Raw genomic sequence first — 22488 nt, 5'->3', positions numbered from 1 at the left:
GTCATTCTAGTCAATACAGCAGTATTGGAAATATGGTATGTTTGTAGCAAGAATTTCGCAATTATGCTTGGAAAAGCCTTATGAGCAAAACAACTCAAGAAAATCCAGCAGTCGAGACTTCCGCTCAAGAGACTGTGTCAAATACATCAAAAGCAGCTTCAACTTCACGTAAAACTGCAAGCACAACATCTAAAGCGGTAACGACGACACCTAAAACAACGCGTGCTCGCTCTACAACACGTAGTGCGGGTACGACAAAAAGCACTGCTGCGTCTACAACGACGAAAGCAGCTACAGCTAAAACGACCAAACCTTCTGTTCAACAGGATAAAACCATGAGCCAAAACACTGTGCGCCGTGTTGCCATTATCGGCGGTAACCGTATTCCTTTCGCTCGCTCTAACGGCGCTTATTTCACAGCTTCTAACATCGACATGTTTACAGCTGCGTTAAACGGTTTGGTTGAGCGCTTCAACCTACAAGGTCAACGCCTAGGTGAAGTGGTTGCGGGTGCGGTATTAAAGCACAGCCGTGATTTCAACATGACTCGTGAGTGTGTTTTAAATACACAACTTGCACCAGAAACCCCTGCTTATGACATTCAGCAAGCATGTGGTACTGGTTTACAAGCAGCATTCCTCGTTGCAAACAAGATTGCATTAGGTCAAATCGAAGTCGGTGTTGCTGGTGGTGTTGATACCACTTCTGATGCACCAATCGCTTTCGGTGATGGCTTACGTAAAGCATTATTAGAGCTTAACATTGCTAAAACTGGTAAAGACCGTTTAAAAGCTTTAGCAAAAATTAATGTTAAAGATCTTATGGATGCACCTAAAAATGGTGAGCCACGTACTGGCTTATCTATGGGTGACCATCAAGCAATCACTGCGCTTGAGTGGGGTATTCCACGTGAAGAGCAAGACATTCTTGCCGCTTCTTCTCACCAAAAAATGGCAAAAGCATACGAAGAAGGTTTCTTCGATGACTTAATCACGCCATTCTTGGGTTTAAGCCGTGACAACAACTTACGTGCTGACTCTACTGCTGAGAAATTAGCAAAATTAAAACCTGCATTTGGTAAAGGCGAAGCTGCAACCATGACTGCAGGTAACTCTACGCCGTTGACTGATGGTGCATCATGTGTACTTTTAGCTTCTGAAGAATGGGCTAAAGCAAATGGTCACGAAGTCCTTGCTTACCTAACTTTCTCTGAAACTGCTGCTGTTGATTTCGTTGGCAAGAAAGAAGGCTTATTGATGGCACCTGCTTATGCAGTTCCACGTATGCTTGAGCGTGCTGGTCTTAAACTTCAAGATTTCGACTACTATGAAATCCACGAAGCATTTGCATCACAAGTTCTTTCTACATTGAAAGCTTGGGAAGACGAGAAATTCTGTAAAGAGCGTTTAGGCTTAGATGCACCTCTAGGTTCAATTGATCGTAGCAAGCTAAACATCAAAGGTTCTTCTTTAGCTGCGGGTCACCCATTCGCTGCAACAGGTGGTCGTATCATCGCGACTGCTGCGAAAATCTTAAATGAAAAAGGTTCAGGTCGTATTCTTGTTTCGATCTGTGCTGCTGGTGGTCAAGGTGTAACGGCGATTATTGAAAAATAATTGTTCATCGACCCATAAAAAAGCTGAATCACTTGATTCAGCTTTTTTATTTATACACTTCATTTTAAATTAAGAAGTTTGTTGTTCTATACATCTTTCAGCTAACTCAGCATTCCGTATAGATAATTTACGAATTTTTGCCTCAATTGAAAGATCATTTTTTACTCCAAGCTCTTTACGTAAAGCAATTTCTAAATTTAGAAATTTTTCAGCTGTACTTCTCATAGTTCTTAAAATTTCAAGTTCAACATCCATCTTCTTCTTTCTCATTTCATTCGATGCATCTTGATTATAAATAAACCAATAAGAAGTTAATGGAACTATTTTTTGAAATTTAATACTTAAACTTGTGACTGCTTCTATTAACTCTAGCTTAATTTCTGGTATAGAAATAAAACTACTTTTGTGCAAAATAGCATTTAAATCAAGATGAGCTTTGAGTAAATCATCATAAAAATCTTGTTCTTCCTTTAGCTTATAACTATAAATAATGTTTATATACTTATGCCATTCACCAACTAACTCTACATACATATCTCTTTTAGCTTCTGCCAATTTTTCTAATTTGTGAGCATTCAAAGTATTTCTAGCGGTAATCCTTATAGAAATTATTAGCACAATCGCACCGATTAATGCTCCTAAAAAACCTAAAACACCTTGTATATAAGCTGCCTGTATAGTTGTATCTATAACATTCACACCCATTCATCCTTTTAAAGTTCCATTAAATAATTTAGACTTAAACAAATATTTTTATATTTTCCCGTTATTATTACTCATTTTAAAATTTTACCGTGCTCGCTTAAACTTCACATAATAATCGTTTAGCACTTTAATCGCTTGCTTCAACTCTTTTAGATTTTCTTCTGTATTTCCTAATCGCTCAACAAAACGTTGTGAATACAATTCCAAATCGATCTTTTCATTAATTTGCGGTGCAATCCTAAATAACTTTTCTAAATCATCAAATCGGTCTAATTTTCGATTAGAAAAATATTCCAAACGAACGCTCAACCCATTCAATACCACGTCATTTAGAATCGCGCCCTGCTCTGCATCAAATACTAAAGCATGTTCTTTTAAAAATAACTGTTCAGGTGTCTCTTTAGAACTTTTAAATAAATTGCTCAGTTGACTTAACATGGATCAATCACATCACTCTACTTTTCGCTGGTATTAAACCGCTAAAGCTGCCAATCAAGCAACTCTCACATCACAATCACCTATAAAAAAGCATCTCCTACAAGATGCTTTCTCAACATTTATTTTCCGTACTGCTTCTTGAGATACTCAACAATTTTAGCCGACTCAAACATTTTTACGCCAGTATTTGGATCAACTAGATACGGAACCTGAATATCTCTCCCCATCACTTCTACAACCTTTTCGCGTTTGCCATTAGGCAATGGAATATATTTCCCAGGTTTTAAACGTAAAGCTGCTGGTCCCATGTCCTGCCAACGTTCTTTTGAAACATTATGCAAAATATAAGGCAGTTCTAATTCCGTCAAAACTTCACGTACTAAACGCGTATAAGGACTGGCCTCAAAGCTCCAGAGTTCCAATAAATGCGCTGGCGCAGGACGATCAACAATCTGCTGATTAATCCATACACCACGTGCTGCATTGGCCACTGTTGCTAAAGTAGAGACATAAGGAAGTTTTGGGTAATGACTAAATTTCTTCGGTGTCTTCCCAGTTTTCCCATAATGTTTAAACAAGTGATGAATGATTTGTTGTGATTCATATAACTGGTCACCTGTATTCTCATCAATCAAGAATGGAAATTGTCGTTTCCCACCTTTTGCTTTGACGATTTGGCGGTACTTTTGACCACCTTTAGGGCATGGATAAATTTCTACATCCAAATTCAACAAGGTGATGACTTCGCGGACACGGCGGCAAAATGGAGAACCTTCGAATTCATAGAGCTTGAGTGCTTTTGTAGGTTGATTTGGAAATGGTGTGCCAGAGACACCTCGCCCACCTTCAATCACACTTGCAAGCACAGATTGTAAAACCTTGAATTGATGGTTCACCATTTTCAACATAACGCTATCCTTTTAGCAATCGACTAATTTTTCTTTTGCAATCACAATACCGTTATTATCTGCATAGAGATAATCACCAGAATTGATCGTCACACTGCCAAAATACAATGTGATATCGACTTCACCTATGCCTTTACGATTACTTTTTTGTGGGATTGCAGCCAATGCATGTACGCCTAAATCCAATTCTGCAATCGCATCAACATCACGTACGCAACCATAGATCACCACGCCATTCCAGTGATGCTTTACTGCAGACTCTGCAATCAAATCTCCCATCAAAGCACAACGCATTGAAGCACCACCATCAACAACCAAGACTTTGCCAGTACCATCAGTTGCCAAAAGCTCTTTCACACGAGAGTTATCTTCAAAACACTTTACAGTGACCACTTGCCCACCAAAGGTCTTACGCGCACCATAACTTTTAAAGAATTTACCATCGAGTGAGGGTATTACCACTTGCAGGTCTTTTTCAGGATTATCATCTAACAAATCACACGTTACGAAAGGGATCGTTGTCACTGAAATTCTCCATTATTTGCTTTGTTGTATGCTTAAATTGTCATAGAGTTTGAATGCAGCTGTCTGCGTTTGTGCTGCAAACAACATAGTATGCGCCAATTGTTCAGCCGTTACAGGTTTAAGTTTAAACGGTCTGGTCCATGTCTTTTCAACGAGCTTAAAAATAGTTTGAGCCATATCTTCCAACACCCGCACTTCACTTCGTTTACCAATTAATAGTGACGGTTGGAAGATCGATAGCTTATAAATTGACAGGCTTTTGAGGTAGTTTTCCAGCTCACCTTTTACTTTATTATAAAAAACTGGTGAATTAGCATTCGCTCCCAACGCGCTCACGACTAATAAATGAATATTTTTATCCTGAACTAAATCAGCAAAATGGGCATTAATTTCATAATCAATCGCGTAAAATGCCTCTTTCGATCCTGCTTGTTTTATGGTGCTTCCCAAGCAACTGAATGCATGTGTATAAGTACTGACATCCTCATCATTGAGTAATAAGAAATCCTCTAAAACAAGCTGATTAACTTTACTGTAAGTTTTTAATGTATCTGAATTTTTTCTTACAACGACGGTAATCGCATTGAAGTCATCCGAATGTTGTAATTCATCAATAAGTGCTTGACCAACCAAACCTGTAGCACCGATGACGATTGCCTTTTTATCACCTATTTTCATTTTTATTTATTCCAATCAATATCTAAGGCTAATGTAACGTTTTCTTGCACAGTTTTCACCTGTTAAATGTACTTAAAAGTATCACAAGACTTGACTTCGGGGCTTAGTTTCCTCAAAATATGGCACTTGTTTACGGGCTGGTGAATGTTGCTAATGTTTTATTGGTTTTAACTTCAGCCCGCCCAGACCAACTTATTTTCAAGGAGTGCACGAGTGGCAAACTCTGCTCAAGCTAAAAAACGTGCTCGTCAAAACGTTAAAGCACGTAAACACAACGCAAGCTTACGTTCTATGGTTCGTACTTATATCAAACGTACTGTAAATGCGATCGCTGCTGGTGATTATGCTGTTGCTACAGAAGCTTATAAAACAGCTGTACCTGTAATCGACCGTATGGCTGATAAAGGCATCATCCACAAAAATAAAGCTGCTCGTCATAAGAGCCGCTTGAACGCTCAAGTTAAAGCATTAGCTAACTAATTTGATGCACATAAAAAAGCCCGAATTTTTCGGGCTTTTTTATTGCCTTTAATTTTTTATATAAGGCTGTAAGCCCGTACCTGCCTCTGTCACGATCTTGAGCAACTTCTGGCATAATGTATAACTCTCTTCCAACAATCCCAAATCGCTCGCTCGGGCATGACTCTGCATCAATAAAGCCTTATGCTGTTGATAGCGTTCTTGTAAATACAACTGATCTTGGCTTAATGCAATCATCATCAACTCAAAACGAAAATCTAGATCAATTTTAAGATCTGCTGGCATATCACCGTAAGCCCATGCCTGTAATACCTCTAACCGGCCTTGCCCCAGATTTGAAAAAATAAAATTGATATAAGCATCCAAGTTAGTAAAGAAATTCTGAATATCTGTTTGCGTATCCCAACGCCCCATCAATGCAAAACTCGGTTCTACGTTATTTTTCTGCCCCGTATTTTTATGCACATCCATTGAACGTAGACGAAAAATCAAGCGCTCAGATAACTGCCCTTGCAATTGATCAGGAATAAAGCGATCCGTAAAATCCATCGCAAAAGACAACATTGGACTGACTGTTAATTTTCTAAGTACCATTTTCAACTGATAGAAAATACCAAGCTGCTTTTGGGTGAGTAAAAAACAACGATACCCTGTATCCAACGCCAATTCAGGCCGTCCGATATTGCCCCAGTTTGAAATAAAATCATGCGCAACATTAAATACATCCAACTTTAAATACTGGGTATAGCTTTGCTGCTCAAACCATTGACTGATCAGTTGTTCCGCTTCTGGCATGCTTTGTGGTGTTTGAAAATGATTGAATTGCTTTTTAGGCTCAGAAATTGATTCAGTCACTTTGATTTTTAAAGGTTCTAACAAATATGGCTGCAACATATTTGAAACCGCATTTTCAGGGGATTGTAACTCACCAACTCCCCACACATTATAATTCGACTCATAGAAGCCAATTCCTGTTTCATGCGCAGCCTCATAAAAGACTCGATATACCGCATCATTTTGTGCTTCATGTGCTAGCACATCCAGTTGCACACTAGCGCATAAACCCTGAGCAAACTTGGTCTTAATCCCTTGTACCCATTGTTGCGTCTGTTCAGAAAAATAAGATTGGTATTGCGGATCACAAATCTTGTTGCTAAATAAGCTCAACCACGCTTGCAAAGTTCTACCATGACTAGAGATGTGGCGATATTGTTGATGCAGTTCAAAAGCAACTTGATGTGAATCATCTTCTGAAGGGACTTTACCTGTAAAAACCTCAGGCTCCCATAAGTAAATCGTGTTTAATAACATCTTTTTATCCAATTATGCGTCAAGTTTCTCTTTTTATAAGCCTATCATGACGAAAATTTCTACATTTTAAAAGTGCACTTTTACTATTTTTTCAACTTTCTAAGAAAATATTCTGCATAAAAAAATATGAAGTCCCGAAGGACTTCATATCATCAACTTATAACTTTGAGATAAAACGCTCAAATCATTAAGGACTAGATTGTAAAACCTTAGTCGCCAATACCAGATTCTTCGCAGACAAACCAGCAAGAACGAGGCTGTTATTTACGACTGGAATCGTCCATTTTTGATTCGCACCACTCGTACAACGATAGCGAATTAGACGTGCACGATTATTGGTTAAGTACCCCCCCTCCAAGTCGAAGCACTGATTCGATTGCTTAATCGCCTGTGCAGTAGTATCAAGTTCCCACACTTGACTACTTGCACTGCTGCAAGGTGTCAGATTGATAACATTGCCAGATGTCGTTGTTAAACACTGATCTATATATTGCTTATTATGGATTTTACCCAATGCATCATAAATCCATTTCTCTGAGTCATCACCGACACAGCCTGCTGACCCACTAATAAATGCATTTAAATCACCATTCGCCAACTTCTCAGCTTTTAAACAATTGGTTCTATTTAATAAACTGGTACTTGATGCAAAATTCAAATCACCTTTGAGTTCTAACTTTTCAACAAAAGCATGGAATGCACTTAATGCATCGGCATTTAAATTGGTCAAGTCTGAACGATATACATTAATCCAGCGATTGAGTCGATAAAGCTTAATTTGCTGCTGGGTATAACGCACCATCTCATTTTGAGCATCAGGCGATAGTTGATCTTTAAAGGTTCTATACGAATCAAATAGTAACTTTGCATCCGTCGAAAGATTTACAACTGGCTTGTTTTTATTCTCAACTAAAGCTTGCTCTAATTGAGGTAGTTCAATCGCTCTAAGAGCTGAATATTCAGCCTCTTTACCAATCTCAACTGCAGGTGCTAGGGCCACTGTATTCGCAGGAATAGACGTACTTGAAAGTAGTACTGCTGCCTGGTTGGCTTTTTTACAATACAAATTCACTTGCTGTGGTGCTTCACTCTGCGCAAGGTTGACATGGAACTTATTGGCGTTGCTATTCGAATTCATTCGTTGCGGTGCTAAAGCGATATTTTGACTCGCACTGGCAAACTGCACATTCAACCAGCAACTTGCTGTTACTGCATTCGGATTGGCTTGTGGCAGATCAAATACATTACCCCAGTTACCTTTCGCAGCAGGATAAACCAAGCCAACTTGCGCCTCTGGATCATATCCACCCAAGATTGTATATACTGGTACACCAAACATTTTTGGTTTCAAGTAATTACCATCAGCACGGTTATACCAAACATTACTTGAGTTTGGTGTTTTAGGCTGAGCAACCTCCATCACACGAGTTATCGCATTCCATTTTTTATAACCCGTTGGAGAAGTTGCATCCCAGACATAACGGTCAAATGCAGGCTGAATTTTTAAATAGGTACTATAACCAGTGTAATGGGTATATTTAGAGATACTACTTGCCGTCGCACCACCAGACATCGCATCCCAACCATACGCATATTTATTCAGGAAGTTGGGTACACCATTTGCACCATCCCCTAGATTGGTATTTGTCCAATTGAGATTACCACGCATTTTATTTCTAAATGCAATGTAGCCCCAGCCACTATCCGCATGATGCGCTGCCCAGAACATATTATTTCCGACAGAACCCGGATAATGCCCCAGCCCATAATGATGGCCAATTTCATGACTAAACTCGTTACCCACAGAGTCAATCAAAGTCAGCATGCCATTACCACCACTTAGGCCATGGGTTGCCTCACCATTACTATATTTGCCGCGTGCATAATGCGCCACCACACTTTGAGTAATTTGTGGTTGTTCTTGGCTCGCCATTGAAGCACTGGTAATTCCCCAGTTGGCTAAATTAATCCCTACACCAAAGGTTGACTTAGCTGTATTTTCACGCATATCACCACTATAAACATCGCCTGTGGTTGCACTTGCCGCGTCATAGATTACACCGCTTGCGACCATGACTTTATTCAGCTTTAAATCCTCATATTTGGTCACGATCATACGTGCAGCAGGAATGGTCTGAAAATAATCTGTCCCTGCCTTTGCAGGTTCAAGCAACATATAATGACCTGTTGACTTCGGTGGGTCTGTTAATAAACCCAAACGGATATTTTGTACCACCAATTCACCTGGTGCAGCCAAATCAATGTTGTCAGCAGTTAAATCACCACTACGATTATTCAGCGGATCAACCACACGAAGATGTAAACCGGCACGAATTTCGCTCCATTTTAAAGCAACCGTCCATGCTCTTTTAGAGTAACTCACAGGCGGACGACCATCAGTATTTGACTGATCAGAGGCTGCAATTCTTGATGGCTCTTTTAATTTAACCGTTCTGAGTAGTTGATTACCTTGATAAATTTCGACTTGTAGCTTCTGTAAATCACCCATTTCTGCCAATGGTGTCACCAACAACAAGGCATCTTTTTCTGTTGTTAGACGTGGCATTGAGTCTTTTTCATTATTCTTAGGATTGACCACATGACTTTGTGCAAATTGCAGCATCGCAGCAAAACTGCCATTTAAGTCATTACGCAGTAGACGTGGCAACCCAAGCTTATCGTAATCATAAAAACCAAGCACCGATTCATCTATTATATTTTTACGAGGTTCCGGATACTTTTCTACTACAGGTGGAATAGAAGGTGTTTCTGTATTTCCGCCTCCACCTTGGTTTGGTGTTTCTGGTGTCGTGTTACCCGATCCATTGTTACCATTATTCGGTGTTTCAGGTTTTGTATTTTCTGAACCATTATTGCCAGTATTCGGAACTTCTGGTGTAACACCTCCCGAACCAGTATTACCACCATTTGGCGTTTCAGGTGTTGTTGTTCCCGAACTGTTATTACCATTATTCGGCGTTTCAGGCGTTGTAGTTCCTGAACCATTGTTACCAGTATTTGGAACTTCTGGTGTAATGCCTCCCGAACTTGTATTACCGCCATTCGGTAGTTCAGGTACAGTAGTCCCTGAACCATTATTTGGTGTCTCTGGCGTTCCATCCCCTGGTAGCTCGTTGGTTCCATCACCAGGTGTAGGGTTGGTATTTCCTCCCGTACCATGATCATTTTTTGGCGGCTCAGTATTATTTATTGCATTTGAATGATCTGCACCACCACCACCGCAAGCGACGAGCATGGCCGATAGCAAACAAACCGTTAAATGTTTAAGTTGTAATTGCATCACACTTCCCCAAGAAAAACTTGATAAATTATCGTTAATGGAAAATTAAGTTAATTAGTTAAAATTAATATAAATCATGTATTTATATATACTAACAGCTAAAACAGCTGAGAGGTGTTAATTTTTAAAAATAAAAAAGAACCGCAACTTAGATAAAAAATTTCCATTTACGTGCAAAAAAATTAGTTTGTTTTTTATTCTATGTATTTTTAAAATCTTGAATAACCAATTCTTCTCGCTTACCACGCCAAATCCATTTTAGCTTACTACTACTAAAATCCTCACCCTCAAACCATACAAATAAACCCTCCATCATGTCTGGCCAATCCATTTGTTCTATTTGATTTTTACCTGAGATCACCGCAACAATTGCAGCAAGAATCGTGTCATGGCTTACAGCCAAGCTTAAACCATTCTGTTGTGTAGGATGGGTATGATAAAGCAATTCCAATACATCAAATACGCCCGTAATGGGATGTTTCATCCCTGGCAAAGCATTATTCACAAAGCTATTAATAAAACCTAATGCGCCCTGTTTACGGAAATAAGGGGCTGCCTGTTGTATGTCTAAAACAAAGCTGCCAGGCTCAACCAATAAACGTTGTTCAACAATTTCAATCTGATGGGTATTAACCGCTTTGCGTGTCTCATCAGCCCCTTCAATCATTAAGGCAGCTGTATCTACACAGCGCTGAATCGGACTGGAAATACAATGCTGAATCGCCCGATCCGTATTTTGAACTAAATATTGTCCCCAAGCATAAGCCAGATCTCGCCCCTGCTCAGTCAACTGTAGATCATAACCAGCCAAACCTTGCCCATTCACCAATTCGCGTAAAGAATGACGCGTAAACAAAGTCACAGGTGTAGAAGCATCTGGAAGTAAATCAATTGCTTCAAACATACTTTTAGGCAATAAGTGCAGAGTCATATTCACATACAGGCTTTAATTTAACTCACTATAGCATGAGCCAGATAACACTCAATCTAAAATGCCAGAACGACTGAGCGCATCATATGCAATATTTTTGCAATGCTGATCTCGATAAGCGATAAAGCCGCCATTCAAAACCGTTTCACGCTGATTATATAGAAATGGTTTTTGATCCAAGGTCATTAGACCACCTCCGATACTTTCTAGCAGAGCTTGCCCTGAACTAGTATCCCATTCTGAGGTTGGATGGAACCGAGGATAAATGTCAATTTCACCTTCAAGCATCATACAAAACTTGTAAGCACTGCCTGCTTCACGACGCTCAACTTCACGATTCTGCAAAATCGGTTCAATAAAGTTTTTATATTTAGGATTTTTACTGCTATGACTTAAACCAATTTGCAGCGGTACCACCCAATTATGTTCTTCGATCTGGTATTGAAACCATTGTTGTTGGCTAAAACTATATTTATAAGGTAATTGCGAAGTATAGCCAATGTACATCACCTGCTCACATGGCACAGCAATAATAGCGAAGGTGGTTTGATGATCCTCAATCAAACTCAAATTAATCGTAAACTCGTCACGCTCATGTATAAACTCTTTAGTCCCATCCAGTGGATCAAGCATCCAGCAGCGCTGCCATGCTGCTCGAGCAGAGTAATCACTCTCTTCTGATAACACAGGTAATTGTGGTGTAACTGTGGCTAAGTGCTTTAATAAAAAGTGATTTACCTTTAAATCAGCCTGCGTTACAGGCGAATCATCGCTTTTTTCCTGAATATTAAACTCGCAACCAGCACAATAACTTTGGTATTCTTCCAACAATATTTGACTTGCCTGCGCCATGATCGGAACAAGTTGTGAAATTAACTGATCTTGTGGGGCAAGCGTTTTAATAAACATAGACCAACCTTATGTCATATTCAGATTTACAGCAGCAACCAATCGCCATGTTTGACATGGATGGCACCTTACTCGATTTAGCCTTTGATGATTTTATTTGGAATCATTGTTTGCCTGAACGACACGCTCAAGTACATCAATGTACGCTGGAGCAAAGCCAACAAACACTGTTTCAATTTTACCAACAACATAAGCATACACTATCTTGGTATTCTTCGGCGTACTGGACGGCTAAAGTTGGAGTTGATGTATTGCAACTACAGTACGAGCATCGCGAAAAAATTCGTGCTCGTGTTGGCTGTCATCAACTATTGCAGCAACTCCATGCCCAAGGTTATCGTTGTTGGTTACTGACCAATGCAGATCGTGCAGGCTTACAACTCAAACTTGAAAATGTAGAACTTAGCCCCTACTTTGAACTTATGATCAGTAGCGAAGAATTAGGGCATGCCAAAGAAGAAGTCGCTTTTTGGCAAAAGCTACAACAGTTGCACCCATTTGATCCCGCACAAGCAGTATTTATCGATGATACAGTTGCCGTGCTCAAAGGCGCAGAAGACTTTGGTATCCGCCAGTTATTCAGTATTCTACAGCCGTCTAGTAGCAAAGCTGCGAGAGCTGCAACTGAGCTGCCATACCCTGTACTTGATCATTTAACTGAACTTTTTGATTATCTTGAAACCAACCAACAGGTAACAGATGCCAAAACAGCATGAACCAGACAGCATGGATGCCATGCGCATTGATAAATGGCTTTGGGCAGCTCGTTTTTTTAAAACACGCTCAATTGCCAAAGCTGCGATTGAAGGTGGCAAAGTCCATCACAACAATGATCGCGTCAAAGTTTCTAGAGATGTGCGTGTTGGAATGGAACTCACCATTCAACAGGGTCTCGATAAAAAAACTGTGGTTGTGAAAGCACTTTCCGCCATCCGCGGTGGTGCACCGATGGCACAACTGCTTTATGAAGAAACAGCAGAAAGTATTACTCGCAGAGAGTTGCATGCCTCACAACGAAAATTGCATAATCTAGCCCGACCTGATCATCGGCCAAGTAAAAAAGATCGTCGTGATATCAATCGTTTTAAACAAGAAAATGTACAATCCTGGTCTTATCATGATGAATAAGCTGGATGAATATTTTCTATTTTTGGATGCGTCATCTCGTGTCGCATAGACACAGATCAGATGTAGAATAAACAACTAGAATCTGCCACTATACTCAAGTCCCAACAAGTTGAGATTCAATACATCCACTTGGGTTAGTCGTTAAGAAATAAAGTTTTGAGGTTTTGAGATGGATGATAATAAAAGTAAAGCGCTACAAGCTGCCTTAGGTCAGATTGAAAAGCAATTTGGTAAAAATACCGTGATGCGCTTAGGCGATAACACTGTGTTAGCGGTTGAAGCTGTTTCTACGGGTTCTTTAACATTAGATATCGCATTAGGGATTGGCGGATTACCTAAGGGTCGTATTGTTGAAATTTACGGTCCTGAATCTTCAGGTAAAACCACCATGACATTACAAGCGATTGCACAATGTCAGAAGAATGGCGGTACATGTGCATTTATCGATGCAGAACATGCCTTAGATCCTGAATATGCACGTAAACTTGGTGTAGATATTGATAATCTATTGGTTTCACAACCCGACCACGGTGAACAAGCATTAGAAATTGCTGACATGTTGGTTCGTTCAGGTGCAATTGACCTCATCGTTGTCGACTCCGTTGCTGCATTGACGCCTAAAGCTGAAATTGAAGGCGAAATGGGCGATTCACACATGGGCTTACAAGCGCGTTTGATGAGTCAGGCACTACGTAAGATCACAGGTAATGCAAAACGCTCAAACTGTATGGTGATCTTCATTAACCAAATTCGTATGAAGATTGGTGTCATGTTTGGTAGTCCAGAAACAACGACTGGTGGTAATGCGCTTAAATTCTATGCATCTGTACGTTTAGATATTCGTCGTATCGGTGCAGTAAAAGAAGGCGATGAAATTACAGGTAACGAAACGCGCGTTAAAGTTGTTAAAAACAAAATGGCGCCTCCGTTCAAAGAAGCGGTCTTCCAGATCATGTATGGTCGAGGTACCAACCAGTTGGGTGAACTCGTTGATCTAGCCGTTCAACAAGATATTGTTCAAAAAGCAGGTGCTTGGTATTCATATCAAGGTAACAAAATTGGGCAAGGTAAAAACAATGTGATTCGTCATTTTGAAGAGAATCCATTAATGGCTCAAGAAATTGAAAAAATCATTCGTGAACAGCTTCTCACCAAGAATAAAAATGAAGCAGCTCAAAATGAGATTGAAGAAGAACCAGATTTACTAGAAATCTAAACTGAAACGCCCTTCGGGGCGTTTTTTTTCATGAGGAAAGCATGTTCAATTCAGATAAAACCGAAAAACCCAAAACGCTGACCGGGCAACGATTACGTTCTTATGCTTTTGCCCTGCTCACGCGTCGTGATTATTCACAAGCCGAATTAATCACCAAACTGAATCTCTACGCAATCAATCCAAATGAAGTGGCAAACCTTGTGGAAGAGCTAGCACAACAGAACTATCAGAGCGACCAACGCGTTGCGGAACTCACCCTCGCCAGCCAAATTAGAAAAGGTAAGGGCTTACAACGAATCAAACAGGCATTGAAGGCAAAACAACTGGATACAGAGCTGATTACTGAAGAACTTCAAGAAGTGAACTGGCTCGATCAAGCCTATCAGCTTAAGCTCAAGAAATTTGGAGAAGAAGTCGCAACTGACCCTAAAATCAAAGCAAAACAAATTCGATTTTTACAATATCGTGGTTTTGATATGGGGGTAATTATGAAAGCGATTGCTCGAACGAGCGAAGAAGAATAAATGGTGGCAGCCCTACCAGCATGACTTCGGCACATCATAGCTCTACTACCGTTGCTACCTTCCGGTCCTGGCGGGGTTCGTAGAGTACAATTGCGAAGCTACCAGCAGGGCTACCATTGCCTGACAAAGTATAGAGATTTTTATCTGAGTTGCAAGCCTTGTCTCTGTTTTTCAGTGAGTTTTCAACTCAACTGCCTAATTCCTCACCAACCTCCATATATTTGTTATCTATTTATTTTAATTGTGTTTAAACATTAAACAATAACCAACCAATTCCCTTCAAAAGTGCTTGAAGATTGTAAATGCTTATTGCATTTAAATGAGTTGCTGTTTTAATGGCTTAATCAAAAATCTATATCTGATGTGTTGCAAGTAAAAGGTGAAGACTTGTCCGACCACAGCTTTATATTTCAACTTATGGATGAATTTTTATGCTAAAAAAGCATTCCGTACTTTTTATTGCCCTGCTCAGCAGTGCACATTTATATGCCAATGTTCCTATTGAATCGCGCTCTTTAAGCCAGCAGCAAGCCAATAATGTTGTTGCAGGTTCTCCAAGCTTGAACTGGGAAATCATGCAAAAGAACCAAAAACTTGAAGAAGAAATTCGTAAGTTACGTGGTCAACTTGAAGAACATGACAATGCGATAGAGCAATTAAAGAAAGAGCTCACCAATCGCTATACGGATCTTGATCAACGCTTAGAACTACTTTCGCAAAAAATTGATCCGCCAGAAGAAAACCTTGAAGCCCAAGACGGAACTGCTGCAACCGCAACAGCCAATACAGAGGCTGCAGCACCTACGATTGCACCAACGGCCCCAGCTCAGCAGCAACAAACAGCACCCGCTAAAGTACAACAACCACCTGCTTCCCAACCACAGCCTAATACAGCGACAACCAGTAACACCACCAATCAAATCGAGTTAGAAAAAGCTGCCTATACCGTTGCACTTGATGCCTACAAACAAGGTGGTGCAAAAAAAGCCATTCAACCAATGCAAAACTTCATTAAAAACCATCCGAATGGTATTTATGTCGGGAATGCATACTTCTGGCTTGCTGAATTCTACCTAGCTGTAGAACCTGTAGACTATAAAGCAGCAAAGCAGAACTATAATATTGTGGCGACTCGCTATCCAAACTCAGCCAAAGCATCTCGTGCGGTTTATCAGTTATATAGCATTGCCAAAGAAGTCGATAAAAATACTGCTTTAGCAAATCAATATAAAACTAAGCTGATCAGCCAATACCCACAATCTGAAGAAGCTAAATTTATTCAGAAAAAATAGTTTATCGCCTCCAATAAAAAAGCCAGTTTGAACAAACTGGCTTTTTTATGCTTAGAACAAACTTATTTGATCTTTGCTTGTGATTTTAAGTATTCAGTATAGTCTTCCAAGACCTGCTGACCGCGGAACTGTTGATAAAGCTTATTCAACTCTTGTAACTGTTCTGCTGGTAAAGTGCTTGCTACGCTGCTATTCACATTTGAAACTGCAACGATCACTAATTCATTTGGCAACTTGGCAGTTGTTGCAGACCATAAACCATCTTTGCTTGGTGCAGGAATACTGAATGCTGCACGTTCAATTGGACGTTTTAAACCTTGTGAACGAGCGAATGTGCCTGCATTTTCAAAAGTAACTTGAGATTTAGCAACCACCTGAGCAGCGGGCTGAGTTTTAAAGTCAGCAAGGATTGTTGCAATTTTCGCTTGAGCTGCTTTATATGCTTTTGCTTCAATTACTTTGGCTTTTACATCAGCAGTTGCTTCGTTTAAAGGTTTTACACCTGCTGCATGGTAATTACGTACTTTAATCCAAATCGTATCACCATTCGCCATTTGAATATTTGAAGATGCATTACGATCACCGTTTTTCACATCATCATTAAACAATTTTGCTTTAACACTCAAATCACTTAAATATGGATTATCGGTTGTTAAAGTTACGGCATCAGCAGACTCAATACGCGCACCTTTCACTTCTTGCGCAACAACATCAAGTGAATCGCCACCTACAACCATTTCGTTTAAGTTATTCACTGTATCACTGAATAAATTCGCCGCCTTAGATTTTTCAACCTCAGCCGTTAAACGTGCTTTTTCAGCCTCAAAAGAAGGAATATTGGCAACTGGTGCATTGGCTTCAATGATGTGATAACCATATTGTGTTTTAACAGGTTTAGAAATCTGGCCATTTTTCAATGCAGTAACCGCATTATCAAAGTCAGCTGAGAACACACCAGGTGCATAGGCTTCAACTAAACCACCATTTGCTTTAGAGCTTGGATCTTCAGAGTACTGAGCTGCTGCTTGAGCAAATGACTCGCCTGCTTGAATTTTAGCGTAAACTTCATTAGCAAGCTTTTGAGCGGCTGCGTCATCACGTGCATCTGTGGTAATTAGGATATGCTTAACTTCACGCTTTACATCTTTTTGTTGCTTATCCACAAATGCAGTATAAGCTTGCTGTAAATCAGCCTCAGTTACCGCAAGGTTTGCTTTCGGCAATAATGCTGGTGTAAGTACGACATAATCAACATCGACACTGGCAACTTGCTTAAACTCGTTTTTATGCTTGTTGTAATAGTCAGCAATTTCTTGATTCGATACAGTCACGCCCTTTTTATAATCATCTAACTTGATACTTGCCAAATGCAAAGTACGTTGTTCAGTTTGTAAATTAGCTAACTGCTGTACATCAGACTTGCTCACCAATGCATAATCCATCAATGATGTTGAAATCATTTTAAGTGCATGGTCTTGACGCAAGCTAGCAATCAACGCCTGATTCGTCATACCCACTGAACGTAAATAGTTTTCATATAATTTTTGTGAAAACTGTCCATTTTCTTGGAAGCTAGGTTGCTGAGCCAACATTTGCTCAAGCTGTACATCACTTAAAGTCATACCTAACTTTTCAGCTTGTTGCTGTAATAAGCTACGTGCAATCAATGCATCTAATGCTTTTTCTTGAATAATAGGTAAATTTAAAAGTGATTCATCACCTTTGACCAAAGATAAATATTGGTCTTTATAATTTTTGGTTGCACTTTCTAATTCTTTGTTAGAAATATCTTGACCGTTTACCGATTTCGCAACGTCTGCTTTATTGCTACCACTAAAATATCCTTCAATCCCTACAAGTGCTAAAGGGGTCAAAAACAAAACGAGCAGGACTTTACCCAACCAACCCTTAATGAGAGTACGAAACGATTCCATAAGAATTCCAATATTTTATTTCGGGGCAATTTTAACTGAAAAACAAAGACGAATGAATGGAGAATAAAGATCAAATTAACTTTTTCATTCAATAAATAAAAAACGCACCCTGAATGGTGCGTTTATTGATTTAAAAAGATTACGCAACCGAATCTTTTAAACCCTTACCAGCTTTGAAGCTAGGTACTTTGCTTGCTTTGATTTGAAGTTCTTCACCAGTCTTAGGGTTACGACCAGTACGAGCAGCACGTTCTTTCACGCTGAAAGTACCGAAACCAACTAAAGTAACCGTGTCACCTTTTTTAAGTGCTTCAGTGATTGATGCAATTGTCGCATCGAGTGCCTTACCAGCATCCGATTTAGACACTCCCCCTTTTTCAGCAATCGCATCAATTAATTCTGATTTATTCATGATAAAAAATATCCTCTTAATATCGTTTGTTAAGATCCAAGGCTATAGTTTAAAAGGCCATGACGCCTTTATAGCAATGCTTTGGGGGAGAACGCAATACTAGAAAGACCTTTTAATTAAAATAAATACTGAAAAACGACATAAACGGACCAGTTACCTGCATTTTTTTTACTTTTTATTCAATTTAGCCTTCAATTGATTATTTTCTTCAATCAAAGCATCCACTTTGATATGCAACTGCACAAGAAGCTGTTCGATATGCTGAAGATCCTTCGGCGTCACTAAGCCAATACGATTCAAAGAGTGATTCACTCCTGTATCTAAAATCTTTTCAACCTTGTCTTTAGTATCTGTTACAGACTCTTTGGCTTTCTCTGTGACCTTGCCTACAGTATTGTCTGCGAAATCGACTGTTTTCGACTCAAGCTCTTCACCAACCTTGACCAGTGAGTCAAACAATTTATTTCCTTCTTCTTCAGCACGTGAAAAAGCACCCAAACCAGCAAGCCAAATTTGTTGTGTATATTTTTTGAAATCTAGTGCAGATTTTTTAGAACTCTTTGATTTTGGCTTAGTTTTTACTTCAGCTTCTTCGTTAGGATTTTCTATGTTTGAGTTATCCATTGACCATTACTCCTAAGCTCTTTACAAACAGTATGTCGTATTTAACCATAAAAATGTTTTTATAATATCAAAGTTAAGACTTGATCGTTTTAAAAAACTGTTCTACAAAGCAATAAAGTCATGTAAATTATTTTTAACAATTGAGTAAGGATACTCAAAGTTTACAGATTTTATTGTTTTAACGTTATTGGTAAGGAAAAAGAGATCTATGAGTGATACGCAACAAAGACATAAACACCCCCATTTGTTGCTAAACATTGTCATCATTGTTTTAGAAACTTTTTTCTCCTTCGTCCTTACGCATGATGCGGGATTGCGCTTGCAAGCAAAAAAGCTCATCGATAAAAAAATGACGATTCGGATCAATAGCTACATTCCGTTCTTTGACTTTTATATCCAATTTACCGAAAAAGGTTTGTTGTTCGATATGAAAGCACTGGATCGTAACATCGATTTAGAGATTAATAGCACACTCATCGATCTGATTAAGATTTTTGTGTTTAACAATCAGCGTAGCATTGCCAATATGCGTATCCTTGGTGATGCCGTTCTTGCTGAAGAATTTTTAGATTTACTTCCACATCTAACGCTCTCAAGCATTCTGGCAAACTGGAAACAATGGTTAAATCTATTTAACGATGAAGCTGAAGCCGTTGCATCTCAGCAACGCATTGCCCCACTCTTAGATAAAATTGATCAGCAGCGCTCTGAAATCAATACTTTGCTGGTTGAAGTAAAACAATATCAAAACCGTATTCACCGCCTGCAAAAACGTCAGCGCTTGATTAATATCATCAGCTTTGCGGTATTCAGCTTTATTTTTATTGCCTTTTTTGTTTATAATACGTGGATACAATAATTCCAATATATTTTACTTTTCACACTGATAATGACAATTTAAAACTTGACTATTTTAGTCGGAATTCATAAAATTTGCATATCTAGTCTAACCATGTGTACCGAATCATGCGTCTTACAACTCGCGGTCGTTACGCAGTGACTGCTCTACTTGATTTAGCTTTGCAGCCAACTGAACAAACGATCACGCTTGCGGAAATAGCAGCACGCCAATCCATTTCAGTCGCTTATTTAGAACAGTTATTCGCAAAACTTAAACGTCATGGGTTAGTTTCAAGCGTTCGTGGTGCAAATGGTGGCTATCACCTTGCGCGCACTGCAAGTGAAATCACCGTGCTAGAAATTATCGAAGCTGTAAATGAAACTGTTGATGCAACCCGTTGTGACCACAAAGGCAACTGCCAGAATGGTGCAATGTGTTTAACGCACGACTTATGGCAAGAACTCTCCCACCATATTGCCGATTATCTCGCAAAAATCACGCTTGCTGATTTAATTGCGCGTGACAACGTTCAGACAGTTGCTTTACGCCAAAATTCACCAAGCTTAGATTCAGCCCTTCTATCGGTTACAGGTATTTGACATGAAACGTCCAATTTATCTTGATTACGCAGCAACCACTCCTGTACTGCCTGAAGTTGCAGAACGTATGGTGGAGTGTTTAACGTTCGAAGGGACTTTTGGTAACCCTGCGTCACGTTCACATGCTTATGGTTGGCAGGCCGAAGAAAAAGCTGAGTATGCACGTGAACAAGTTGCAAATTTAATCAAAGCAGATCCACGTGAAATCGTTTGGACTTCAGGTGCAACTGAATCTGACAACCTTGCACTAAAAGGAATTGCTCAATTCTACGGCTCAAAAGGCAAACACATCATTACAAGTAAAATCGAACACAAAGCTGTGTTAGATCCTTGCCGTGAGCTTGAAGAACAAGGTTTCGAAATTACATATTTAGAGCCAGAACCACGTACAGGTTTAATTACTCCTGAAATGGTTAAAGCAGCTTTACGCCCAGATACCATTCTTGTATCCCTAATGATGGTGAACAACGAAATTGGTACCGTAACAGACGTTGCTGCAATTGGTGAACTAACTCGTGCCAATAAAACGTTCTTCCATGTCGATGCCGCTCAAGCAGCTGGTAAAGTTGAAATTGATCTTTCAACGATGAAAGTCGACTTGATGAGTTTTTCTGGCCACAAAATTTATGGTCCTAAAGGTATTGGCGCACTGTTTGTTCGCCGCAGCCCACGTGTTCGCTTAAAAGCACAAATGCACGGTGGCGGTCATGAGCGTGGTATGCGTTCTGGTACTTTAGCGACACACCAAATTGTTGGTATGGGTGAAGCTTTTGAAATTGCTGGCAAAACTATGCAAGCAGAGCAAGAGCGTATCCGTAAATTACGCGACAAGCTTTGGAATGGTTTACAAGACCTTGAACAAGTGTTCTTGAATGGCCACCCAACTCAAAACGTTGCAAACTATCTAAATGTCAGCTTCAACTTTGTTGAAGGTGAATCACTGATGATGGCACTGAAAGATGTTGCTGTTTCAAGCGGTTCAGCATGTACATCTGCAACTTTAGAGCCTTCATACGTTTTACGTGCTTTAGGTTTATCTGATGAGTTAGCACACAGTTCAATCCGTTTCAGTTTTGGTAAATACACAACTGAAGCAGATATTGATCACGTGTTAACAATTACCAAAGCTGCAGTTGAGAAATTACGTGAACTTTCTCCGCTTTGGGATATGTACAAAGAAGGTATCGACCTTTCAACAGTTGAATGGGCTGAACACTAATTCATTGAACCCTCAATTGAAAAACGTGTTTTTACCCTCATATTAATATTAGGCTGACCCCGAGGTTTGGAGAAGCAACATGGCTTATAGCGAAAAAGTAATTGATCATTACGAAAACCCTCGTAATGTTGGTGTTTTAGACAAGAATGCAGAAAACGTAGGTACAGGTATGGTCGGTGCACCAGCGTGTGGCGACGTGATGCGTTTACAAATTCAAGTCGATGACAATGGCGTAATTGAAGAAGCTCGCTTCAAAACTTATGGCTGTGGTTCTGCAATTGCATCAAGCTCTCTTGTAACCGAATGGTTAAAAGGTAAAACGCTTGATGAAGCTCAATCAATCAAAAACATTGATATCGCGACTGAGCTTGCACTTCCACCAGTAAAAGTACACTGCTCTGTATTGGCTGAAGATGCAATTAAAGCTGCGATTGAAGACTATCGTGGCAAGAAAGCGAAAGCTTAATTGATGAACGAAATAACATTGGAGTTTTCATGATCCATTTAACTGAAAATGCTGCGAGTCACATCAGCAATTACCTGCAAAATCGCGGTAAGGGCGAAGGCATTCGTATTGGCGTGAAAACTTCGGGTTGTTCTGGGTTGGCTTATGTACTTGAGTTTGTCGATGATGTCGACACGCATGACCAAGTATTTGAACAACTTGGTGTTAAAGTATTTGTTGACCCGAAAAGCTTAGTTTATCTCAATGGTTTAGAGATGGACTATGTCAAAAATGGTCTGAATGAAGGCTTTGAATTTAACAACCCAAATCAAAAAGGTGAATGTGGTTGCGGTGAATCATTTACTGTTTAACTGGCAACACCCCTCTTTCTTTTCGTCAAAACAGTGTGTTCCGCACTGTTTTAACGTATTTATCAATAGCGGAATTCATCT

At 39.6% G+C, this 22488-nt stretch carries 24 protein-coding genes and 1 other RNA gene; 12 read left to right on the top strand and 13 right to left on the bottom strand.

Going from position 1 to position 22488, the window contains the following annotated elements; all coding sequences use genetic code 11:
* Positions 1-80: 80 nt before the first annotated feature.
* Positions 81-1616 carry an acetyl-CoA C-acetyltransferase gene (locus F896_RS11815; protein ID WP_016163344.1) on the top strand — a complete coding sequence of 512 codons (1536 nt, stop codon included), beginning with the start codon at positions 81-83 and terminating at the stop codon, positions 1614-1616.
* 69 nt (positions 1617-1685) lie between these two features.
* Here F896_RS11815 and F896_RS11820 read toward each other — a convergent pair whose 3' ends face one another.
* The 5 genes from F896_RS11820 to F896_RS11840 all read right to left on the bottom strand — a co-directional run bounded on the left by F896_RS11820 (position 1686) and on the right by F896_RS11840 (position 4870).
* Positions 1686-2315 (bottom strand): hypothetical protein, encoded by a 630-nt coding sequence (locus tag F896_RS11820; RefSeq protein ID WP_016163343.1) that lies wholly within the window; start codon positions 2313-2315, stop codon positions 1686-1688.
* Between the two features lie 90 nt (positions 2316-2405).
* Complete coding sequence (locus F896_RS11825; protein WP_016163342.1) at positions 2406-2759, bottom strand: hypothetical protein; 354 nt, start codon at positions 2757-2759, stop codon at positions 2406-2408.
* Positions 2760-2878: 119 nt separating this feature from the next.
* Positions 2879-3667: a glutathione S-transferase N-terminal domain-containing protein gene (locus tag F896_RS11830; protein WP_016163341.1), complete on the bottom strand. Its 789-nt coding sequence runs from the start codon at positions 3665-3667 to the stop codon at positions 2879-2881.
* Between the two features lie 12 nt (positions 3668-3679).
* The gene (rraA, locus tag F896_RS11835) at positions 3680-4192 is read right to left on the bottom strand and encodes a ribonuclease E activity regulator RraA (protein ID WP_005189586.1); all 513 of its coding nucleotides are present in this window, start codon (positions 4190-4192) and stop codon (positions 3680-3682) included.
* A 12-nt stretch (positions 4193-4204) separates the two neighbouring features.
* Positions 4205-4870 carry a Rossmann-fold NAD(P)-binding domain-containing protein gene (locus F896_RS11840; protein ID WP_016163340.1) on the bottom strand — a complete coding sequence of 222 codons (666 nt, stop codon included), beginning with the start codon at positions 4868-4870 and terminating at the stop codon, positions 4205-4207.
* A 213-nt stretch (positions 4871-5083) separates the two neighbouring features.
* On the opposite strand from F896_RS11840, the gene rpsT reads away from it, so the two are divergent.
* Complete coding sequence (gene rpsT / locus F896_RS11845) at positions 5084-5350, top strand: 30S ribosomal protein S20 (RefSeq protein WP_004807943.1); 267 nt, start codon at positions 5084-5086, stop codon at positions 5348-5350.
* 48 nt (positions 5351-5398) lie between these two features.
* On the opposite strand, the gene F896_RS11850 is transcribed toward rpsT, so the two are convergent.
* The 4 genes from F896_RS11850 to F896_RS11865 form a co-directional block, all read right to left on the bottom strand.
* Positions 5399-6661 (bottom strand): hypothetical protein, encoded by a 1263-nt coding sequence (locus F896_RS11850; RefSeq protein ID WP_016163339.1) that lies wholly within the window; start codon positions 6659-6661, stop codon positions 5399-5401.
* 187 nt (positions 6662-6848) lie between these two features.
* The gene (locus tag F896_RS11855) at positions 6849-9962 is read right to left on the bottom strand and encodes a M66 family metalloprotease (protein WP_016163338.1); all 3114 of its coding nucleotides are present in this window, start codon (positions 9960-9962) and stop codon (positions 6849-6851) included.
* Between the two features lie 199 nt (positions 9963-10161).
* Positions 10162-10893 (bottom strand): histidine phosphatase family protein, encoded by a 732-nt coding sequence (locus F896_RS11860; protein WP_016163337.1) that lies wholly within the window; start codon positions 10891-10893, stop codon positions 10162-10164.
* Positions 10894-10944: 51 nt separating this feature from the next.
* A complete protein-coding gene (locus tag F896_RS11865; RefSeq protein WP_016163336.1) occupies positions 10945-11802 on the bottom strand; it encodes a 3'(2'),5'-bisphosphate nucleotidase CysQ family protein in 858 nt (285 codons plus the stop codon).
* Between the two features lie 11 nt (positions 11803-11813).
* On the opposite strand from F896_RS11865, the gene F896_RS11870 reads away from it, so the two are divergent.
* From F896_RS11870 to F896_RS11885, 4 genes are all read left to right on the top strand, one after another.
* Positions 11814-12518 (top strand): HAD-IA family hydrolase, encoded by a 705-nt coding sequence (locus tag F896_RS11870; RefSeq protein ID WP_016163335.1) that lies wholly within the window; start codon positions 11814-11816, stop codon positions 12516-12518.
* Complete coding sequence (locus tag F896_RS11875) at positions 12502-12930, top strand: RNA-binding S4 domain-containing protein (RefSeq protein WP_016163334.1); 429 nt, start codon at positions 12502-12504, stop codon at positions 12928-12930. The genes F896_RS11870 and F896_RS11875 overlap by 17 nt, the downstream gene beginning before the upstream one ends.
* Before the next feature lie 169 nt (positions 12931-13099).
* Positions 13100-14146, top strand: coding sequence for a recombinase RecA (recA, locus tag F896_RS11880; protein ID WP_004807961.1), 1047 nt, complete (start codon positions 13100-13102; stop codon positions 14144-14146).
* Between the two features lie 41 nt (positions 14147-14187).
* Complete coding sequence (locus F896_RS11885; protein ID WP_016163333.1) at positions 14188-14670, top strand: regulatory protein RecX; 483 nt, start codon at positions 14188-14190, stop codon at positions 14668-14670.
* A gap of 10 nt (positions 14671-14680) precedes the next feature.
* Here the strand turns inward: F896_RS11885 and ffs are convergent.
* Positions 14681-14777, bottom strand: an RNA gene (ffs, locus tag F896_RS20390) — signal recognition particle sRNA small type.
* 324 nt (positions 14778-15101) lie between these two features.
* Between ffs and F896_RS11890 the strand changes: the two genes are divergently transcribed.
* Positions 15102-15962, top strand: coding sequence for a YbgF trimerization domain-containing protein (locus F896_RS11890; RefSeq protein WP_016163332.1), 861 nt, complete (start codon positions 15102-15104; stop codon positions 15960-15962).
* 62 nt (positions 15963-16024) lie between these two features.
* Here the strand turns inward: F896_RS11890 and F896_RS11895 are convergent, their stop codons facing one another.
* The 3 genes from F896_RS11895 to F896_RS11905 form a co-directional block, all read right to left on the bottom strand.
* Positions 16025-17896, bottom strand: a complete 1872-nt coding sequence (locus F896_RS11895; protein WP_016163331.1) for a SurA N-terminal domain-containing protein — start codon at positions 17894-17896, stop codon at positions 16025-16027.
* A gap of 139 nt (positions 17897-18035) precedes the next feature.
* Positions 18036-18308: an HU family DNA-binding protein gene (locus tag F896_RS11900; RefSeq protein ID WP_004639426.1), complete on the bottom strand. Its 273-nt coding sequence runs from the start codon at positions 18306-18308 to the stop codon at positions 18036-18038.
* A gap of 168 nt (positions 18309-18476) precedes the next feature.
* Positions 18477-18932: a phasin family protein gene (locus tag F896_RS11905; protein ID WP_004807968.1), complete on the bottom strand. Its 456-nt coding sequence runs from the start codon at positions 18930-18932 to the stop codon at positions 18477-18479.
* A gap of 208 nt (positions 18933-19140) precedes the next feature.
* Here F896_RS11905 and F896_RS11910 point away from each other — a divergent pair, with 208 nt between their 5' ends.
* The 5 genes from F896_RS11910 to iscA all read left to right on the top strand — a co-directional run bounded on the left by F896_RS11910 (position 19141) and on the right by iscA (position 22407).
* Positions 19141-19791: a hypothetical protein gene (locus tag F896_RS11910; protein ID WP_016163330.1), complete on the top strand. Its 651-nt coding sequence runs from the start codon at positions 19141-19143 to the stop codon at positions 19789-19791.
* 107 nt (positions 19792-19898) lie between these two features.
* Entirely contained in the window at positions 19899-20372 is a 474-nt protein-coding gene (locus F896_RS11915) for an Rrf2 family transcriptional regulator (protein WP_004807972.1), read from the top strand.
* Position 20373: 1 nt separating this feature from the next.
* Positions 20374-21591, top strand: coding sequence for an IscS subfamily cysteine desulfurase (locus F896_RS11920; protein WP_004807975.1), 1218 nt, complete (start codon positions 20374-20376; stop codon positions 21589-21591).
* A gap of 79 nt (positions 21592-21670) precedes the next feature.
* Complete coding sequence (gene iscU, locus F896_RS11925; protein ID WP_004652980.1) at positions 21671-22057, top strand: Fe-S cluster assembly scaffold IscU; 387 nt, start codon at positions 21671-21673, stop codon at positions 22055-22057.
* Between the two features lie 29 nt (positions 22058-22086).
* Positions 22087-22407 carry an iron-sulfur cluster assembly protein IscA gene (gene iscA / locus F896_RS11930; RefSeq protein ID WP_004807977.1) on the top strand — a complete coding sequence of 107 codons (321 nt, stop codon included), beginning with the start codon at positions 22087-22089 and terminating at the stop codon, positions 22405-22407.
* The last annotated feature ends 81 nt before the right edge of the window (positions 22408-22488 follow it).

This window comes from Acinetobacter genomosp. 15BJ, from assembly GCF_000400715.1.
In the GTDB taxonomy this organism is placed as follows: Bacteria; Pseudomonadota; Gammaproteobacteria; order Pseudomonadales; family Moraxellaceae; genus Acinetobacter.
The sequence above is the reverse complement of the archived record's forward strand: the minus strand, read 5'-3'. Positions and strand labels throughout refer to the sequence as shown.

Bases quoted from the DNA above. Each gene is read 5' to 3' on its own strand.
- F896_RS11815 (WP_016163344.1), top strand. From the start codon at position 81: ATGAGCAAAACAACTCAAGAAAATCCAGCAGTCGAGACTTCCGCTCAA.
- F896_RS11825 (WP_016163342.1), bottom strand. From the start codon at position 2,759: ATGTTAAGTCAACTGAGCAATTTATTTAAAAGTTCTAAAGAGACACCT.
- F896_RS11830 (WP_016163341.1), bottom strand. From the start codon at position 3,667: ATGTTGAAAATGGTGAACCATCAATTCAAGGTTTTACAATCTGTGCTT.
- F896_RS11840 (WP_016163340.1), bottom strand. From the start codon at position 4,870: ATGAAAATAGGTGATAAAAAGGCAATCGTCATCGGTGCTACAGGTTTG.
- F896_RS11850 (WP_016163339.1), bottom strand. From the start codon at position 6,661: ATGTTATTAAACACGATTTACTTATGGGAGCCTGAGGTTTTTACAGGT.
- F896_RS11855 (WP_016163338.1), bottom strand. From the start codon at position 9,962: ATGCAATTACAACTTAAACATTTAACGGTTTGTTTGCTATCGGCCATG.
- F896_RS11860 (WP_016163337.1), bottom strand. From the start codon at position 10,893: ATGACTCTGCACTTATTGCCTAAAAGTATGTTTGAAGCAATTGATTTA.
- F896_RS11865 (WP_016163336.1), bottom strand. From the start codon at position 11,802: ATGTTTATTAAAACGCTTGCCCCACAAGATCAGTTAATTTCACAACTT.
- F896_RS11870 (WP_016163335.1), top strand. From the start codon at position 11,814: ATGTCATATTCAGATTTACAGCAGCAACCAATCGCCATGTTTGACATG.
- F896_RS11875 (WP_016163334.1), top strand. From the start codon at position 12,502: ATGCCAAAACAGCATGAACCAGACAGCATGGATGCCATGCGCATTGAT.
- recA (WP_004807961.1), top strand. From the start codon at position 13,100: ATGGATGATAATAAAAGTAAAGCGCTACAAGCTGCCTTAGGTCAGATT.
- F896_RS11885 (WP_016163333.1), top strand. From the start codon at position 14,188: ATGTTCAATTCAGATAAAACCGAAAAACCCAAAACGCTGACCGGGCAA.
- F896_RS11890 (WP_016163332.1), top strand. From the start codon at position 15,102: ATGCTAAAAAAGCATTCCGTACTTTTTATTGCCCTGCTCAGCAGTGCA.
- F896_RS11895 (WP_016163331.1), bottom strand. From the start codon at position 17,896: ATGGAATCGTTTCGTACTCTCATTAAGGGTTGGTTGGGTAAAGTCCTG.
- F896_RS11900 (WP_004639426.1), bottom strand. From the start codon at position 18,308: ATGAATAAATCAGAATTAATTGATGCGATTGCTGAAAAAGGGGGAGTG.
- F896_RS11905 (WP_004807968.1), bottom strand. From the start codon at position 18,932: ATGGATAACTCAAACATAGAAAATCCTAACGAAGAAGCTGAAGTAAAA.
- F896_RS11910 (WP_016163330.1), top strand. From the start codon at position 19,141: ATGAGTGATACGCAACAAAGACATAAACACCCCCATTTGTTGCTAAAC.
- F896_RS11915 (WP_004807972.1), top strand. From the start codon at position 19,899: ATGCGTCTTACAACTCGCGGTCGTTACGCAGTGACTGCTCTACTTGAT.
- F896_RS11920 (WP_004807975.1), top strand. From the start codon at position 20,374: ATGAAACGTCCAATTTATCTTGATTACGCAGCAACCACTCCTGTACTG.
- iscU (WP_004652980.1), top strand. From the start codon at position 21,671: ATGGCTTATAGCGAAAAAGTAATTGATCATTACGAAAACCCTCGTAAT.
- iscA (WP_004807977.1), top strand. From the start codon at position 22,087: ATGATCCATTTAACTGAAAATGCTGCGAGTCACATCAGCAATTACCTG.